The 17733-nt window shown below is 46.2% G+C and carries 17 protein-coding genes; 7 read left to right on the forward strand and 10 right to left on the reverse strand.

Features of this window, described 5'->3' with window-relative positions; all coding sequences use genetic code 11:
- Positions 1 to 117 precede the first annotated feature (117 nt).
- From IPL34_RS01135 to IPL34_RS01150, 4 genes are all read left to right on the forward strand, one after another.
- Entirely contained in the window at positions 118 to 1140 is a 1023-nt protein-coding gene (locus tag IPL34_RS01135) for a LacI family DNA-binding transcriptional regulator (protein ID WP_296836488.1), read from the forward strand.
- Between the two features lie 97 nt (positions 1141 to 1237).
- The gene (gene rnr / locus IPL34_RS01140; RefSeq protein ID WP_296836489.1) at positions 1238 to 3445 is read left to right on the forward strand and encodes a ribonuclease R; all 2208 of its coding nucleotides are present in this window, start codon (positions 1238 to 1240) and stop codon (positions 3443 to 3445) included.
- Positions 3445 to 4191 carry a 23S rRNA (guanosine(2251)-2'-O)-methyltransferase RlmB gene (rlmB, locus tag IPL34_RS01145; protein ID WP_296836491.1) on the forward strand — a complete coding sequence of 249 codons (747 nt, stop codon included), beginning with the start codon at positions 3445 to 3447 and terminating at the stop codon, positions 4189 to 4191. The genes rnr and rlmB overlap by 1 nt, the downstream gene beginning before the upstream one ends.
- Positions 4192 to 4305: 114 nt before the next feature.
- Positions 4306 to 5121 (forward strand): hypothetical protein, encoded by an 816-nt coding sequence (locus IPL34_RS01150; protein ID WP_296836492.1) that lies wholly within the window; start codon positions 4306 to 4308, stop codon positions 5119 to 5121.
- Between the two features lie 57 nt (positions 5122 to 5178).
- On the opposite strand, the gene IPL34_RS01155 is transcribed toward IPL34_RS01150, so the two are convergent.
- From IPL34_RS01155 to IPL34_RS01175, 5 genes are all read right to left on the reverse strand, one after another.
- Positions 5179 to 6156 carry a hypothetical protein gene (locus tag IPL34_RS01155; protein ID WP_296836494.1) on the reverse strand — a complete coding sequence of 326 codons (978 nt, stop codon included), beginning with the start codon at positions 6154 to 6156 and terminating at the stop codon, positions 5179 to 5181.
- A gap of 159 nt (positions 6157 to 6315) precedes the next feature.
- The gene (locus tag IPL34_RS01160) at positions 6316 to 7389 is read right to left on the reverse strand and encodes a formylglycine-generating enzyme family protein (protein WP_296836496.1); all 1074 of its coding nucleotides are present in this window, start codon (positions 7387 to 7389) and stop codon (positions 6316 to 6318) included.
- A gap of 6 nt (positions 7390 to 7395) precedes the next feature.
- The gene (locus IPL34_RS01165) at positions 7396 to 8241 is read right to left on the reverse strand and encodes a transposase (protein WP_296836498.1); all 846 of its coding nucleotides are present in this window, start codon (positions 8239 to 8241) and stop codon (positions 7396 to 7398) included.
- 7 nt (positions 8242 to 8248) lie between these two features.
- Positions 8249 to 8671, reverse strand: a complete 423-nt coding sequence (locus IPL34_RS01170) for a hypothetical protein (RefSeq protein ID WP_296836500.1) — start codon at positions 8669 to 8671, stop codon at positions 8249 to 8251.
- Positions 8672 to 8714: 43 nt separating this feature from the next.
- On the reverse strand, positions 8715 to 9374 hold the full coding sequence (locus IPL34_RS01175) for a caspase family protein (RefSeq protein WP_296836503.1): 660 nt from the start codon (positions 9372 to 9374) through the stop codon (positions 8715 to 8717).
- A 232-nt stretch (positions 9375 to 9606) separates the two neighbouring features.
- On the opposite strand from IPL34_RS01175, the gene IPL34_RS01180 reads away from it, so the two are divergent.
- Positions 9607 to 10155, forward strand: a complete 549-nt coding sequence (locus IPL34_RS01180) for a hypothetical protein (RefSeq protein WP_296836505.1) — start codon at positions 9607 to 9609, stop codon at positions 10153 to 10155.
- 6 nt (positions 10156 to 10161) lie between these two features.
- Here IPL34_RS01180 and IPL34_RS01185 read toward each other — a convergent pair whose 3' ends face one another.
- From IPL34_RS01185 to IPL34_RS01195, 3 genes are all read right to left on the reverse strand, one after another.
- Positions 10162 to 10617, reverse strand: coding sequence for a DUF4384 domain-containing protein (locus tag IPL34_RS01185; protein ID WP_296836506.1), 456 nt, complete (start codon positions 10615 to 10617; stop codon positions 10162 to 10164).
- Between the two features lie 125 nt (positions 10618 to 10742).
- Positions 10743 to 11840: a transposase gene (locus IPL34_RS01190; protein WP_296836508.1), complete on the reverse strand. Its 1098-nt coding sequence runs from the start codon at positions 11838 to 11840 to the stop codon at positions 10743 to 10745.
- 208 nt (positions 11841 to 12048) lie between these two features.
- A complete protein-coding gene (locus IPL34_RS01195) occupies positions 12049 to 13215 on the reverse strand; it encodes an ATP-binding protein (protein ID WP_296836510.1) in 1167 nt (388 codons plus the stop codon).
- A gap of 161 nt (positions 13216 to 13376) precedes the next feature.
- On the opposite strand from IPL34_RS01195, the gene IPL34_RS01200 reads away from it, so the two are divergent.
- Together IPL34_RS01200 and IPL34_RS01205 are read left to right on the forward strand one after the other, a co-directional pair.
- Positions 13377 to 14048: a hypothetical protein gene (locus IPL34_RS01200; RefSeq protein ID WP_296836512.1), complete on the forward strand. Its 672-nt coding sequence runs from the start codon at positions 13377 to 13379 to the stop codon at positions 14046 to 14048.
- Positions 14049 to 14051: 3 nt separating this feature from the next.
- The gene (locus IPL34_RS01205; RefSeq protein WP_296836515.1) at positions 14052 to 15230 is read left to right on the forward strand and encodes a glutathionylspermidine synthase family protein; all 1179 of its coding nucleotides are present in this window, start codon (positions 14052 to 14054) and stop codon (positions 15228 to 15230) included.
- A 64-nt stretch (positions 15231 to 15294) separates the two neighbouring features.
- Here the strand turns inward: IPL34_RS01205 and mdoH are convergent, their stop codons facing one another.
- On the reverse strand, positions 15295 to 17319 hold the full coding sequence (gene mdoH, locus IPL34_RS01210; protein ID WP_296836518.1) for a glucans biosynthesis glucosyltransferase MdoH: 2025 nt from the start codon (positions 17317 to 17319) through the stop codon (positions 15295 to 15297).
- Between the two features lie 70 nt (positions 17320 to 17389).
- On the reverse strand, positions 17390 to 17707 hold the full coding sequence (locus tag IPL34_RS01215) for a hypothetical protein (protein WP_296836521.1): 318 nt from the start codon (positions 17705 to 17707) through the stop codon (positions 17390 to 17392).
- Positions 17708 to 17733: the final 26 nt, after the last annotated feature.

Raw genomic sequence — 17733 nt, forward strand, 5'->3', positions numbered from 1 at the left:
CTTTAAAACTATTGATTAATTAAAGGTTTATAGTTAATTCATACTTAAGCTACTAGATCTAACCTCAGTGTTTAACCTATGCTATGAATTTATCAGTAGGGAAACTCATTCGTTGCTATGGCGCTTAACTCTCAAAACATTACCATTCAAGAGATAGCTCAGTTGGCAAAAGTATCCGTAGCCACTGTGAGTCGCACTTTAAGCAATCCAGACAAAGTATCCGAACTAACCCGTCAACAAGTATTAGCTGCTATCGAATCGACTGGATACAGCGTTAATGAAAATGCGCGTAATCTACGCAAGCGTCAAACCGATACTATAGTGGTTATGACCCCTAATATTGGTAATCCCTATTTCTCTCTTATTGTCGAAGGTGTTGAAGAAGTACTCGCTAGCAATCATATCAATGTCTTAATCGCTGATACTCAAAAAGCATCGATGAGCACTACCCATGCACGTAACTACTTCAGTCGCAACCGTGTGGATGGGATTCTTATCTTAGATGGTCAAGTCTCTAGAGATATTATTGAAAATGCTAAAGGTCATCCTCCTATTCTATTTGCGGGTGAACGCCATGCTGAATTGACTCTGCCCTATATTGGTATTAATGACGAATTAGGCATTGAACTAGCCGTTAAACATTTACACTCATTAGGGCATACACGTATTGGACATATAGCAGGTCCATCGATGCATACTCCCGGACAACGCAGACAGGAAAGTTTTCTACACACCCTAAAGCAGCTCAACCTACCCACTCACCAGGCTTGGATTCATGAGGGTTTATTTGAATTAGCGACGGGGCAACAAGCAGCCTATGCTTGGGCAAATCTACCTATAGAGCAACGTCCGAGTGCCATATGCAGTGCTGGAGATGAAATAGCCTTTGGCTTTATTGCCACCCTATATCAATTAGGTTTTAGAGTGCCGCGAGATGTATCAGTGGTCGGCTACGATGATCTCACCCTAACTGCTTGTTATATTCCTGCACTCACCACTATTCATCAACCTTGTCGAACACTAGGTAGAGTCGCCGCACAACAATTACTAAATTTAATAAAACAACAGGTATTCACTCCCCTACCCCTGCTTGACCCCACTCTAGTGATTAGACAAAGCACTGCCCCTTATGACCAATAAGCGCTCAAATATTACTACGAGAGTTTTTACTTACCCCTGAGTAAAACTTTGTTATGCTCACCTGCCATACGAACATAACAACTAATAAGGACATTGCATGAAACTACATGACCCTAATTTTCAAAATGAAGCGGAAAAATACGAAAAACCTATTCCTAGCCGTGACTTAATTCTTAATATCCTTCAAGAAAGCACCAAACCTTTAGAGTTTCAACCCTTAGCTGAAGCCTTAGGACTCAAAGATGATGAGGATGTGGAAGCGCTTAAAAAGCGTCTTCGTGCAATGGAGCGCGATGGACAATTGCTCTTTAATCGCCGCAAACAGTACCTGCCTGTTAATCGCGCTGACCTGATTGCGGGGCGGGTAATTGGTCACCCTGATGGCTTTGGTTTTCTCCAACCGGATGATGGTTCACCGGATCTATTCCTGCATGCTAAGCAAATGAATATGCTGCTACATGGCGACCGTATTTTAGCTAGTGTACGCGGGCTTGACCCCAAGGGACGGCGTGAAGGAGCGGTGGTAGAGATTTTAGAGCGTGGCACTGAACAAGTGGTCGGACGCCTATTCAATGAGCGTGGTTTGCATTATGTTATCCCCGATAACTCACGCATTGCGCATAATATTATTATTCCTCCCGATGCGTTGGGAGAGGCACGAGAAGGGCAAATAGTCGTTGCCGCGATTATTGAGCAACCGACCAAACGCTCTGGCCCTTTAGGTAAAATTGTCGAAATTCTCGGTGATCATATGGCTCCGGGGATGGAAATTGATATAGCCATTCGTAGCCATGAAATCCCCTTTGAATGGCCTCAAGCGGTGATTGAACGTGCCGATCAATTTGGTTATGAAGTCCCTAGTGATGCCAAGCAAGGTCGCCTTGATCTGACCCAAATGGCGCTAGTCACAATCGATGGTGAAGATGCGAAAGACTTTGACGATGCGGTGTATTGTGAGCGCGAAGGCATGGGCTGGCGCTTATGGGTAGCCATTGCCGATGTCGCCTATTATGTGCGTAATGATAAAGCGCTGGATAAGGAAGCACGTTTAAGAGGCACTTCCGTTTATTTTCCGGGCAAAGTCATTCCGATGTTGCCGGAGATTTTATCTAATGGTTTGTGCTCTTTAAATCCCAATGTGGATCGTCTGTGCATGGTGTGTGAGATGCATGTGGATGAAAATGGTGCTATATCCGACTACCGTTTTCATGAAGCGGTGATGCACTCTAAAGCACGTTTGACCTACACCAAAATGGCAAAAATAGTGGTTGATAGAGACCCTATTATGCGCTCTGAGTACTCTGCTCTACTCAATCCCTTGGATGAGCTATATAACCTCTATCAAGTACTACGTGAAGCGCGTGAAGAACGCGGTGCAATTGATTTTGAAAGTACTGAAACCAAAATTATTTTTAGTGCGGATCGTAAGATTGAATCGATTGTGCCTATGGAGCGCAATGATGCCCACAAGCTAATTGAAGAATGCATGATTGCAGCGAATGTGTGTGCCGCGCAATTTTTGGTAGAACATAAAATCCCTGCTCTGCACCGTATTCATGATAAGCCCGATACTGAGCGTTTAAGCAATGTCCGTGAGTTTTTAAATGGCGTGGGTTTATCATTAGGAGGGGGAGATGAACCTGAACCTGCCGATTACGCTAAAGTGATGGATCTGATTCAAGAGCGCCCTGATCGGCATGTGATTCAAACGGTGCTACTGCGCTCACTCTCTCAAGCCCGCTACAGCCCCGAAACTATCGGTCATTTTGGCTTAGCACAAAGTCATTATGCACACTTCACCTCACCTATTCGTCGTTACCCAGACCTCTTAGTCCATCGAGCGATTCGCCATATATTACGTGGGGGGGTTGCCGAAAACTATCCTTATGATTTTGCCTCCATGTTAGCGCTGGGTGAACATTGTTCTATGACTGAGCGTCGCGCTGATGATGCCACCCGTGATGTAATTGCATGGCTCAAAACGGAGTATATGCAGGAGCGGGTGGGCGAAGTATTTGAGGGTGTGATTGCAACCGTGACAGGGTTTGGGTTATTTGTGGCCTTGAATGATATTTATGTGGAAGGCTTAGTTCACGTCACTGCTTTAACCAGTGACTACTATCGTTTTGACCCGATACGTCATCGCCTAACAGGGGAAAATTCTGGGCGTAAATATGGCTTAGGCGATCCCATTACAGTACAGGTGGCACGGGTTGATTTAGACGAGCGCAAAATTGACTTTGTACTCCCTGAAGGACAGGATAGTGCATCCTCGAAAAAGTCACGTAAAAAGAAAAAATCGTAATGGCAAAATCTCTGATTTACGGCATTAACGCGGTCGAAAGTGCGTTAAATCATGATGCAGACAATCTAGTACGCGTGTGGATAGACAAACGCACTCGTAATGAGCGTATTCTCAAATTACAACCTTTGCTGAAAGCAGCGGGTATTAGTTGCGCACTCATTGACCCTAATAAATTGGATGAAATGGCAGGGCGTGATAATCGCCATCAAGGGGTTGTCGCTGAGTACAAAAGTGCTAAAGAATACGACGAAAATGATCTATACGACTTACTTGATAAACTAGACGAGCCACCCTTTTTATTGATTCTCGATGGGGTAACTGATCCACATAATTTAGGCGCGTGTTTACGTACTGCTGAGGGTGCAGGGGTGCATGCGGTCATTGCACCGCGTGATAATGCAGTAGGATTGACGCCCACCGTGCGCAAGGTTGCCTCTGGTGCTGCGGAGTTAGTACCTTTTATGAGTGTCACCAATTTGGCACGCACTATGAGTACATTACGCGAGCGCGGGATTTGGATTACGGGTACGAGCGATCAAGCGAGCAAGGGCTTATATGAAGCGGACTTAACTGGGGCAATGGCGCTAGTGATGGGCGCTGAAGGGCAAGGTATTCGGCGTTTGACTGAGGAAAACTGTGATTTTTTAATCAGTATTCCTATGCGCGGCAAAGTATCAAGCCTCAATGTGTCAGTCGCTACAGGCGTCTGTTTATATGAAGCATTGCGTCAACGTCGACCCGATTGATAAAAATCCGTAGGGATAGACCTATGTGTCTACCCTATTTGCCACTGCCATTGGGCAAACACATAGGTTTGCCCCTACCTATACTCTTATTTACCACCGCTAGCAGAACTTACTATGTACCCACTCACTAATCACCAATTAACCATCGATATTTTAGACCCTATTGCGGATCAAGCTCGCTTTGGTGTGCGCTATTGTACGGGGGGCTATATCTATCAAGTGACTGATCATCAGCAGGGCGCATTGCTATCAGGGCCTACCTATCCTGATAGTTTTAATTGGTTTGATGGTCAAGGGATTCCCGATGCGTTTAATTGGTCGCCACTGCGTCAATCCAATGGCTCGGATAGTGAGGTGTGTATTATTGGAATTGGGCGCTGTGATTTAACCACTAAGCAAGTACTGGAATTTTGCCAATGGGATATTGAGGCAAGTCGCTCTGCCATTCAGATGAGTACGCATCAAACTTTTGCTGAGTTTGATTTTACCTTGCAACGTACTGTTAGCTTGATGGAGCGTACTGTGCGTTCGCATACTACTATCACGAATCAGGGGAATACCTTTATTCCTATGGCATGGTTCCCCCATCCGTTTTATCCGCAAACTAAAACCGATGAGTTATGCCGCCTCAGTATTCCGGTATCGATGCCAGAGAATGATGGGTACTTTATCGCAGAAAATGGTTTTATCACGCGCAAAAACTGGCCTGAGCAAGCAGGGTTTTATCAAGCCTTAGATCAACAAGCACACAGCCCTCTGACCATTACCCAACGCCATCCTGTACTAGGTATGGTGAGTGCAACGTGTAGTTATGTGCCTACCTTTTTCCCGATTTGGGGCAATCAACATACCTTTTCATGGGAACCGTTTTTCGAGCGTTTGATTGCACCCAAGCAGAGTTTGAGTTGGTGGATTGATTATGATTTTTGAGTACTAGCCAGTGGGTGAGTAAGCGTACTAGGTACGACTTACTCATAACGCGAGAGATTAATTCAATAGAGCGGCTTTAAGCGTTTGTATTTCGTCTTCAGTCAGCCCTGTTAGCTCGGCAATTTCAGCCACTTCAAAAGCACCTTTGCTAATCAACTTTCTAGCCATTTCAGTGGCTTTGAGTTGAGCACCTTTTTCAAAACCTTGTTTCAGACCTTTTTCAAGCCCCTGCTCAAGCCCTTGCTCAAGCCCTTGCTCAAGCCCTTGCTCAAGCCCTTGCTCAAGCCCTTGCTCAAGCCCTTGCTCAAGTCCTTTCTCTAGCCCTTGCTCTAACCCCAATTCACGTCCTTGTTCCAGTCCAGCTTGCAGCCCCCAGCGATAGGTAGAAAAACGAGTGACATCGACTTGCGTTAACATATGTTTGGCCTCGTCTAGTTGTGTTTGTAAATCACGGTTGTCCGCGAGAGTTTCTAACATTTCGTAGTAGTTACGAAATTGGGCTTCATTATCGCCGGTGAGTTCTTTTAAGCGCTTGACAATGTAGTTGACGACTTCTTGTGTAGGTCGCGCTTTGAAGTCACATAAAATAGCGAGTACTAAAGCCTCCGGTGTGTCTTGAGCTAATAATAAACTGCAATCCACTGTGTGCATATCTAATACCCGATAACGGTAGTGAAAATCGGGCAGTACCAACTCAGTGGGCATAGACAGTCGAGCTTTGCCGATGTAGACCAAATACTGATAGATGGGTTCGTTGGGATGTAGGAGTAATATGTCACTGACATAACGCAACATGCGTACAGGCATGCTCATGTCGTTGGCGTTTTGGATTTCAACGTGCAGGATGAATTGCTCGCCTGTTCCACGCTTGCGCATCCGCGCTACCATATCGGCACGACGTACTTCGATGCGTTGTTGCTCGGTTTGGAGTAGTTCTACCGAATCATGCTCTACATCGAGATGGAGCAGGATATTGGCAATGTCGGCGGCGAGGTGTTGCAGTACGTCTTTGCTTACAATGTCTTTTTCAGCCATAGCTTGAATGTCATAGTGAGGTTGAATTCATTATAGCACTGGTCATTAGGTTGGCTGCATCTTCTTAACACTAGCTCTACCCCAACAATCACCATCTCCCTTACTCCCTTCACCGCTTGCGGGGGAAGCGCTGGGGATGGGGGCTTTTTACGATGGCACTTAACCTGCGGCAACCCGGAAGCCTACACTGTTGTAACGGTTCGTAGGCCCGAAGCGGCTGCGATACGCTGAGCGCAAGTCCTGCGGGATGTCGAACCATGAACCACCACGCAACACACGCAGAGAGCAGTTAGTACTAGCTACTACTGTGCTATCACTAGGAGCACTAGCATAGTTAGCATAGCAGTCTGCTACCCACTCCCATACATTGCCATGCATGTTATGTAGTCCATAGCTATTAGCAGCATAGCTAACTACGGGCGCTGTATACTGATAGCTGTCACCACATTGATCGCCATAGCAGTTAGCTCTGTTCTTACCTATGCTACTGCCCCATGAGTAGGCAGTATTACCACCTGCTCGTGCGGCATACTCCCACTCCGCTTCACTGGGTAAACGATAGCGCTTACCAGTTTGCTGACTGAGCCAGCGCACATAAGCCTGTGCATCGTTCCAACTCACCCCAACTATGGGATAATTAGCACCGCGCAAAGCACTACCCATTGTCGCATAACCGCTAGGAGCATTAGGACTATCCCACTCTGGTTTATTACATCCTCCTGCCTGCACACATGCCATATACTGCGCCACTGTTACTTCCGTTTTGCCCATCTGAAAGGCATTCACTCGCACCTGACGCGCTGGTTTTTCATTAGTCTCACAATCACCCTCTACAACATCATCCCGTCCCGCCACACACCCCATCGTAAACGTCCCCGCTGGAATATTTACCATCTGTGGCTCAATCACCCTAGCCTGTGCAGGTGCTGCTGTCGGACGTACCACTGGCGGTGGCGTAGGTGCTGGTGTCGGACGCTCTACTGGCGGCGGGGCTGGCACAGGTGCTGCAACTCTCTGCCCTACCTGCCCCAACACAAACACCCCAAAACTCCCCGACCACGCATGAGCATAAGGCAACTGCGTCTTTTGCAAATGCTGCAACGTCCACTGCGCCGTCTCCTCCTGCACATACTGCGTCAAACTTTCAAAGCTAATCGCCCCATCCGCTTCCACCGCCTGCCCCCGTAGACCCTGCACCAAAAAGTGAGTAAACACCCCGCGCCCCAATTGCATAAGTATCTACACATTTTTATGCATTACCGAACGGAGGGTCTGGGAGAGGGTTTGAATCTCTGCGGGTGAATACGAGTCCAGTAGCTGGACTAACGCCAGAAAAGTTTCTAACCCAGCTAATAAGGCTGGGTAAGTAAAGGTGACCTTAGAACGCATCTGTCGACCACTCAAGCGAATCAACAACTGCCGAAGTTGCTGTACTTCCGGTTGAGGACTCACGGCAATCGCCCAGACGGTGACACAGGCCATACTCGTGACCAAAAGCCGTTTCGCGACGGCTAGTGCAGACTCCTGTTGCCACGCTTCGAGTTGATGTCCGGCGGATTTGAGTAGTTTAAAGAAACTCTCAATCTGCCAACGCCAGTAGTACCACAAGACCAGTGTGTCGGCGGTGGGGGCTGTGAGGGTAGTGAGCAATAACCACTGAGCGATCATGTCCCCTTGTTCATTGAAGAGGCGACTGACCACCAAGCGTGCCATCACCGGCTCCCCCGCGACCGAGGGTTGGACCTGCTTTTTACAGCTCGGTTTAGACCGACGGGTTACACTCACCGGTATTTCGCCCACGTATTGTTCATGGGGTTTACCCTGAACCTGTACGGTTCTGGCTCGATGGTAGGTGAGCTGCTCTGCTAGGGTTTTACTGGCTAGAGCCGACCCTTGATAGGTCAACTGCGGGTTGTCCCGAATACGAACCAACCACTGAATCCCGGATGACTGCCAACGACGGTAATGACCCACCGAATCCCCTTCGCGATCCATCAGATGAACCAAGGGACGGGAAAACCCTAAGCCCTCCAGATGCTCCATCGCACGGCTCACCTCATCCAAATGCGTACGAGGCGTTAACACCTCCTCCTCATACTGGTACCTGACGACCCACTCCACTCACTAGGCATTGCGCTACCGGGGCAATCGGTTCACCGGTTTGATCACTGATGACTAAACTACTTTGTAAATCATAGCCTTGATCGCTGGCATGCGTAATCGCATAACGATCTGCCTTATTCGCATGACGATACGCTAACCGCGACCAATCGTGGATACACAACGCATACGAACCACAGCGCTCCGTAATGCCCTCATGAGCCGCTGCCGTTAACGGCGCTTGCAGCACTGACAAACTCACCACCGGATTCGCATAAAAACGCCACGCCGCTTGTGTGTGGGCAAAACTGCTCACCCCATCGTTCAAGGCTTTCATACCTGCACTCAGCGGCTCACTGACCTTCATGTAACTCTGAACCATGCGTTCATAACGCAAACTCAGGCGGGCATCCACACCCGCTAACTTTTTTTATATCCATACCGTTATCTTCTCATCATCACTTCAACTTGTGTAGATACTTATGCCCCAATTGCGGCGTTTCATAACTCAGCTCCCCCGGCTTGGTCGCATACAGAGCCTTAATCCCCTCACTGTGTTGACGTAAAAAACTCGGCTGCGCCACACTCTTACCTACAAAAGGATTATTTCGACATGCATCCACAAACATCACCGCTCGCTTAACATGCGTTTGACGAATCGCTTGCTCCACCTCGTCTAAGCGCAAAGCTGACCCTTGTAAATGAGTGGATACCGTACCATAAGAGGCTAAATAATTATTCTGCCCCTCAGCAAACCCATGACCTGAAAAGAAAAATAATAACGTGCCATCACTAATACTCACTGCCTTACCTGCTTGCTCAATCGCATCCAAGACATCGGCACGAGTCGCCTGCTGGTTGGTTAAAAGCTGAACGTTATAGCCTAATTGCCTTAAAGTTTTTGCCATTTCCTGTGCATCATCAGCCGCGTAATCTAATGGTCTTAAACCACTACGTAGACTATAAGCTTCTACCCCTACTACCACCGCGACTTTACCCGCACTGACAAACTGTTCGGCTGCCTGCCTTAAATTCACATTACGGCTAGTATCGGCACACAGTCCCCCACTCCACACCACTAGCCCTATGACTACACCTAAGCTGAGCTTTTTAAACATCACCAACACCCCTGCCACGCATCAGCCCCATCGCCAACACATTGATAATAAAAGATGCCTAGGATGTTAATATAAGGTTAGAAAATACTCTACCCTGAACCTTGCCTTAAATCAGGTTAAAACTGGAGCCAAACTGTAAGTGGTTCCAACCTCAAAGACTGCTAAAAACGGAGCTTGAGCTAGACCACTACACACGCTATGTTAATAAGCCATTGAGTGTGAGGGCTGGGCTATGAGTGGGAACCTAAGGGCATTTCTGAGTGAATTATGGGATAAAGTGAAACGCTCTTGGCGCTCACTAAGCATCATGGGGATTTTAGGTGCGATAGCGCTGATCGTGGGACTAGCTTTAGACGTACCCGATTTTATAGAGCGTTATTTCAATAACCCCCCAATTCTTGATCTTACCTACACCGCCGATGGGCAAGTCAATGTTAGAGATCGTATTACCATCACCTATCAAGCTACTGATACAGGTTATCTTAGTCTCTGGAGCATCGACCCACAGCAACAAGTTAGCCAACTTTTGCCCCTTACCAATGATGCTAGCCTTATACTTAACAAAAATTTGGCTTCTAAAGAATTAGACTTAAAAGCTGGTAACAACAGCGGTACGCATCAATTAGTGCTGCTTTGGACACCCGATACTCCTGAACATCTCAGTCGCCGCGAATATTCCCAACAAGCTGATTTTGAGGCAGAACTACAAGCCCTAGAAGCACGCGAATCAGTGGTTAAAAAGCGCTTAGATATTCCTGTCTACCCCAAAGCTACTCAATAAAGCTATTCACTTCACTACCATAAAACTGAGTGTGCAATTGGTAGTTTTTGTAGGAGCTGCACTAGGTGGAGTACGTGAAGGAACTAAATTAACATTTTTACTCGCCGCCTCGGTATTTTTGAGCGGCGCAACACTAGCAATCACCTCTAAAGTATTTCTCCCCAAAGGTTCAGACACTTCAAGATCGCCAGCATTGGGAGACGGAAACTGATAAGTACTACCCTTTTTAATAAACACATTAGGAAATAAGACATGACCACGATGCGGCTTAGTGGGATCAGAACCATGATCCAGAATAGTGACATACAAATCATGCTCAGCACTCACATCGAGTGATAAAAACTCACCTACCTTGTAGTGAGTCTTATCGACCTTCGCATCAAATACTAAGCTAGGATTCTGAGTACGAGTTAACGCGCAGTCTAGGGTATCAACCTTAAAACCATTATTAGCTGATAGCATCAATGGAAAAAGTATTATCGCTGTGAATACAGAGTACTTTACATGAATAGCGCATTTTGCCCTCATAAATCACCTCATTTAGAGTGTTTGCAGATCTTCCTGTAAATCTTGACATCCTCCTCGCCCTAAAGGACGGGGATTCCTGCTGCCAGACGCTCATGTCCGAGCGCGAGAATATTCTTAGCCGCATTGACATCTCTGTCGTGCGTTACCCCACACTCAGGGCATGACCATTCTCTGATTCGCAAACCTGCTCTACCTTTCGGACTGTTGGGGCTGATACCGCCGCAACTCGAACAAGCTTGGGTAGTGTACGATTCATTGACCTCGATAAACACCCCTAACCGCGCACTCGCTTTGTATTTCAGTTGTGTCTTGAGGATATGCCACCCTGCATCCAAGACGGATTTAGCCATCTTGGTTTTAGCTAGGGCGGAACTGCTCACGTTGCCTATGATGATTAAGCCGTTGTCGTTAACAACTTTATGGGTGAACTGGTGAATCGCATTTAAGCGACGGTTTTTAATCTGAGCATGAATCGCTTTGATGCGCTTCTTTTGCTTAGCGCGTTGGGCTATGCCTAGCTTAGATTCGAGTTCACGATAGAACGGTTTGGATTCGAGCTTTAAGCCATTGCTACACGTCGCGGTATCTTTCAGACCTAGATCAATACACACTTGTCCTTTTGCGGGGGTTTCGATGCAGGGAATTTCTACTACGATGTTGAAATACCAACGACCCCGCGCATCTTGGGAAAAACTACCCGAACGAAACTCGTATTGAGACAATCCATAGCTATCCCACACCTTGAAATAATGCCCCGCAAAATAGACTTGCCCCCCTTTCCATTTGGCTGCGCCCGTTTTAAAGGGTATCCAGCCTAATGAACGTTTAGAACCACTGGAAATACGCCAACGCAATTTATCCGTTTTGAATTGACGACGCGCTTTATGGTGAGCTGCGATAACTTCTTGAGTAGTGGTGGAGTGAATGATGAAGCCCCGTTCCGCTTTAATGCCTTTTAATTGCTTTTGCAGGTCAAAGGCGGAAAAGGTGTTGCGTATCCAACCGACTTCAGGAATTGGGACGTGGGAATAAAGGGCGGTGATTTCGTTAGCAGCATTCCAGACTTGATTCACTTCAAACGCCATTTGCTCAAGGATAGGTTTGTGTTTATCCTTGACTCGTACTTTGAGGGTTTTGAGGTGAGTGAGTGGCTTCATATGATTGATTATACTATCAAAACAGCAAAATGTCGTGCTCATCCCTCTGCCTTTCATCGGCTATCGCCAATAGCCTTATATCCCCTACCTGAAGGAAGGGGGTTTACGGCTGTTCCGGTAACTCCTTGATACCGATGACGTTCATAGCGAATCACCTTGTACTAACGTTACAGGACGCTTGAGTATAGCATGAATAGGCTACTCAGATTCACATAGCCCGCAAGCGCTGCATCAAGCCATACAATCCAATTTGTGTGGTGTGTTCATCCATCGGAAACACTTTTTCTTCCGGTGTCACCACATAGCTATGTTGGGGTTGGAGATCTTGTTGCGAAATATAAAATCCCTTACTCAGTTTAGGGCGTGGATTACGCTTGATTTCAACCGCCAGCTTACTTTGGTCTGGAAACAACAAAATCAAATCAATCTCCGCGCCTGCACTGGTACGATAGAAGAATGGAATCACGCCTTCAGGAGCCACAGCTAGCAGATTTTCAATCACAAAACCTTCCCAACTCGCACCTGCAATCGGATGGGTAATCAAGGTATCCCAACTCTGAATCGTCAGTAGTGCATGTACTAAACCACTATCACGAATATACAAAAGCGGCGTTTTAACCAAGCGTTTACCAATATTGGTGTGAAAGGGTTGTAAGCGACGCACTAGCATCAGGTCTACCAGCAAATCGGTGTAGGCAATGACTTTGCGGTAATCCAGACCCAAATTTTCCGCAATCTGGCTAGCATTGAAGGGTTGTCCCTGCAAATGTGCCAACATCATCCACAAACGTTGCATCGTTTCCTGTGGCACACTGCGATCAAAGAACGGGATGTCTTTCTCCAAATAGCTGCGGATTAGGTATTTACGTTTGCGAAAACTTTCCTCATCAGTAGCGCTGAGGTAGCTTTGTGGAAAACCACCGCGTGTCCAGAGTGTTTCAATATTTGCCTTGCCGACTTCAATGGCGTGTAATGGGGTCATATCCAAGTACGCTACACGCCCTGCTAAGCGTTCACCTGCTTGTTTGACCAACTCCAGAGAGGCTGAACCTAGCAGCAAAAACTGCCCCGCATCGCGTCCTTCGCGCCGCCGCTGGTCGATCACACCTCGTAACACAGGAAATAAACCTGGAGTGTTTTGAATTTCATCGAAAATGATCAGTTCGTCTTTGTGCTGCTCACAAAACAGTTTAGGATTTTGCATCACCCCAGCACGTTCGATGTAATCTTCCAAATCTACATAAAGGGCTTTGTGCGTGGTCAGCAGTTGTTGTGCCAGCGTGGTTTTGCCCACCTGACGTGCGCCGAGCAGCACGACTGCTGGTTGGTATTGCAAGGCTTCAAGTAGCGCTTGGGTAAGAGTTCGAGTTATCATCCTAGCAATTTATCATTCTATATGATAAATTGATAGGTATTTAATGAGGCATAATAAAGCCTATATCCCCTAACCCAAGCACCACCCACCCCGTACCTAGTAGCTTTTTGCCCCCAATTTGACTATGGTTCTAAGCATTCCTTAGAAATGGAGATTGGTATATGCAACCCTATATTAAAAAAATTGCCTCCTATTCGATGGTGGGCAGCATTGGCGCCGTGATCATGGTGAGCTTATCCGGCTGTGGTGATGATCAAACCGCGCTACAAAAACCCGAAGCCCCCAAAACTGAAAGCATCGCCCAAGCCGCGAATGCCGAACAAGGCTTTTTCCTAGTCTTAAAACAAACCGGAGCGAATCCCGATACTTACGAACTGCAAGAGAAATATCCTTCCTCCAGCGGTACTAAAGCGATTGTGAAAGACTTACAAGGCAATGAGCGCGTTTTGACCGAGGCGGAGCTAAAAAAGATTGCTGAGGAAGAAGCTAAACGGGTGGAGGAAGGGAGTTCTAATCTCACTAAGCCCGTGGCTGAAAACCAAGGCTTAAGTTTAGGTGAAACCGTTTTGGCAGCAGCGGCAGGGGCATTAATTGGCGGGATGATTGCCAATAAACTTATGGGTAACTCGAATTATCAACAACACCAACAACAGCAAAACACTCGCGCTCAATCCACTATGAGCAGTACACGCACTCCGGGTGGTGCTGCCAATACTAATAATGCGACCAAACCAACTACTACTCAGCCGCGTAGTGGCTTTTTTGGTGGAGGTACAAATTCATCCAGTGGTTCCTCTGGTAGTAAATCATCAGCCGGATCGGCAGGAGGTTAACTCATGATTCAAACCGAAAAAGTCCAGCCGATTAGCAATCAACTCATGGAAGATGTCGGCATGAATTGGCATACCGACTCGGACGGCACACCCTATATCACGGATGAGATTGTGCCCGTCACCGAGGCGGAAGCGGAAGCTTATTACCTAGCAGCTAATGAATTGTATGACCTCTATGTCGAGGCAGCACAATATGTTATCGACAATGACTTATTCTTTGAACTCGATATTCCTTTTAATTTGATTAATCCCATTAAACGCAGTTGGGACAACGATGAGCGCCATATTTACGGACGTTTTGATTTAGCAGGCGGTATTGATGGTTTGCCGATTAAATTAATTGAATTTAATGCCGATACTCCAACCAGTTTATTTGAAACTTCCGTGGTGCAATGGGCATTACTCAAAGCAAATGGCATGAATGAAGATAAACAGTTTAATAATGTGTATCAGGCGATTGGCAATAGTTTTAGGCGTATGATCACGGGCGAAGCAGAACCCGATACTTTTAATGATCACTATAATTATCAAAATATTCTGTTCTCATGCTTAAGTAATTTACCTGAAGATGAAAGCACCACCCGCTTTTTACAGCAAATCGCTAGTGAAGCGGGGTTTCAAACAGATTTTTGCTATATGCACGAGGTGGGTTTTCAGGAGCAAGAAGGTATTTTTAATCCCGAAGGTACACGGTTTGATTATTGGTTTAAACTCTATCCTTGGGAAGAAATTGCATTACAAAATGACGGGATTGTAGGGATTTTGGATGATATTAGCCGCAATGGAGTAGCGACTATTCTGAATCCTGCTTATACCCTGATTTTTCAGAGCAAAGGGATTATGAAAATACTTTATGATCTATTCCCTGATTCTCCCTACTTACTCGAAACCCGTTCCGAACCATTACAAGGTAAGAAACAAGTTGCCAAAAAAATGTTTGGGCGCGAGGGTGCTAATACCACCATTTTAGATGCTACGGGTAAAGTGCTGCATAGTATTGGGGGTGAATACGAACGCTATCGCACGATTTACCAAGAATATGCACCGATGGCTAAAGATGCCCAAGGTCGTACTTATCAAGCCGGAGTATTTTTTGCTTGGGAAGGTTGCGGTTTAGGCTTTAGGCGTGGCGGCGAAATTCTCGATAATATGAGTAAATTTGTCAGCCATAGGATTGTTTAATCGGATTAAAAATCTTGAGGGTAGTTAGTTTAACTACCCTGCTCTCAAATAATTATAAATGTAATTATAAATGACTCAGCCATTGCTGCTGAAATTGCTTTTCGGGTAATTGCCATACCGCCGTATGTAAACGCGCTAATAAGGATGAATCCTCTAAAAATATTTGGCGCTCGGCTTCCGTTAAATTCACCGGTCCCATGCGCAACGCACGATTAAATAATTCATCCCGTTGCTCACGGGTTTTAGCCGACACTTGGCGACGCGGTACATAAGCCATATGTTGTTGTTGTGCCACCGGATCAACTACCACACGAGTAAAAGGATCATGGGTGGTCACATAGCTACGCTCGCTTAAGTCCAAATGATTTTCAGGGAAGGTTTGTAATACATCCATAGGTTGTTGCAAATCCGGCGTAGTAAATAGACCCGCTTTCGGGGCTAATTCGTAACTGGTTAATACCGCCACCGGAGCCGCTAAAATTAAACCTAGTAATACCGGAGCAGTCCACCAAAACGCTACGGGATTCACTGAAGCTAAAGTAACCGCCCATAATAACCCCGGAATCATAATCCACGCATATTCACGTAAAGCACTCGCCCAACTCATTTTATAGCCTTCGCGCTGTTGTGTTCCCCAATTGGCGCGTTTACCTAGGAGTATTTCAATCACAAAACGGCTGTAATACATCATGCGAATCGGCGCAATCAAAATCGACATTAAAGTTTCAGTAACTATACCCATCCATAAATTAGCTAGTCCCCCAAATAACTGGCTATAACCGCGCTTAATGATATGAATCACACCAAATAACTTATAGACAAACAACAATATGAGGGTAATAACTAAGATCGAATCACTAAAAAATGAATTTTCAATAATATCTTCCCTAGGATAGGACAGGGCGGTAACACTTAAAACCATAAGCCAAAACAGCCAAATCAGTGATCCAACATAAGACATAATCCCGCCTAGCATTAAAAAGCGTTGCATATGCGGAATATCGCGTGACCAGATAATTTGCCAATGCTGTAAATTACCCAAACACCAGCGCCGATCACGTTTTAAGGCGTCGGTTAAAGTGGGCGGTGGGCGCTCAAAGCTGCCATCTAAATCAAAGGCGAGCCAAGTTTCCCAGCCAGCACGATTTAATAGTGCTGCTTCTACGAAATCATGACTTAAAATATCGCCCCCTAATGAACCACTCGCTGCCAAGCGTGGTAAATCACAATGCTGCATAAAAGCTGAGGTGCGAATAATGACATTATGCCCCCAATATTGACTATCCCCCATCCACCAATAATGCAATCCAGCAAAAAACACGGGACCATAAAGACGATTAACGAATTGCTGGCTCCGCGCAAATAAAGTATGCAGACCAGTAGCATATAAAGGGGTTTGAATTAAACCAATGCGCGGATTACGCTCCATTGCGGTCACTAAACGCGCAAAGGTTTCGCCTGTTACTAAACTATCCGCATCTAATACAATCATGTACTCATGTCGATTACCCCAGCGACGACAAAAATCCATGATATTGCCACTTTTTTTCTTAATTCGATGACGGCGGTGACGGTAATGAATGCGCCCATGTGCGTCTAGTTCATCACATAAATCCTGCCATGCCGCACCCTCACGTAACCATTGGCGGCTTTTATCCGAATCAGACAGCACATAAAATTCAAAATGCTCCAGCCAACCACCTGCCTGCAAGGATTGATACATGCTCTTAATCCCTGCAAACACATAAGCAACATCCTCGTTATACACGGGTAACAAAATAGCGGTCGTGGAGTGAGTAGGCAGTGGCGGTACTGGCTCACGCGAGGAAGGCAATACTCGAAAACGTCCTCGACGCATTAAGACCCAAAGTCCCGTTAAGGCTGTGACAAACCCCAAAGCCAACCAAAATAATAAGACGGCAAAGGGGATAACAATGAGTGCTTTCCACCACCACGGTAATACCTCGGGTAGATGTACTGTCAACCAACTCACTGACCAGATGAGCATTAAAGCAATCATACTGAATACGAACAGCCGACGTTGTAGTGCCGTCTGCCGCCAATCTAATAACGCAAGGGTTTGCAGCATTAAGCAGTCTACCTATTAATCATTGAAGTTATCATAGCTATCAAAATCACCCCATGGAGCAAAGGAGCTGCTAAATACGTTTTAAAACAGCGGCACGAATACTGCTGCGTTTTAAAACAGGTCCCGTTTTAGCCCGACGATAACCGGGTTGTGCTTGACTAGGCTGATGCACCGCTATATGGGGGTATAACTGTGCTAATTGGACTTGCACCTCTTGAATAAGTGCCTGAATCAATTCACTCTCGCTTAACTTCTCACCATAAGTAGCAGCTAATTTTAAACAGGCTTTATCTAACACCTGTTGTTTATCGTATTCTTTTAAATGATGAAACTGGCAATATAAAGCAGCACGCTGCCGCGCGACTTCCCAGCTAGCAGGGGTAAACATGACAATTTTTCCTCAAAAACACTCTA

Source organism: Thiofilum sp. (genome assembly GCF_016711335.1).
Lineage (GTDB): Bacteria > Pseudomonadota > Gammaproteobacteria > Thiotrichales > Thiotrichaceae > Thiofilum.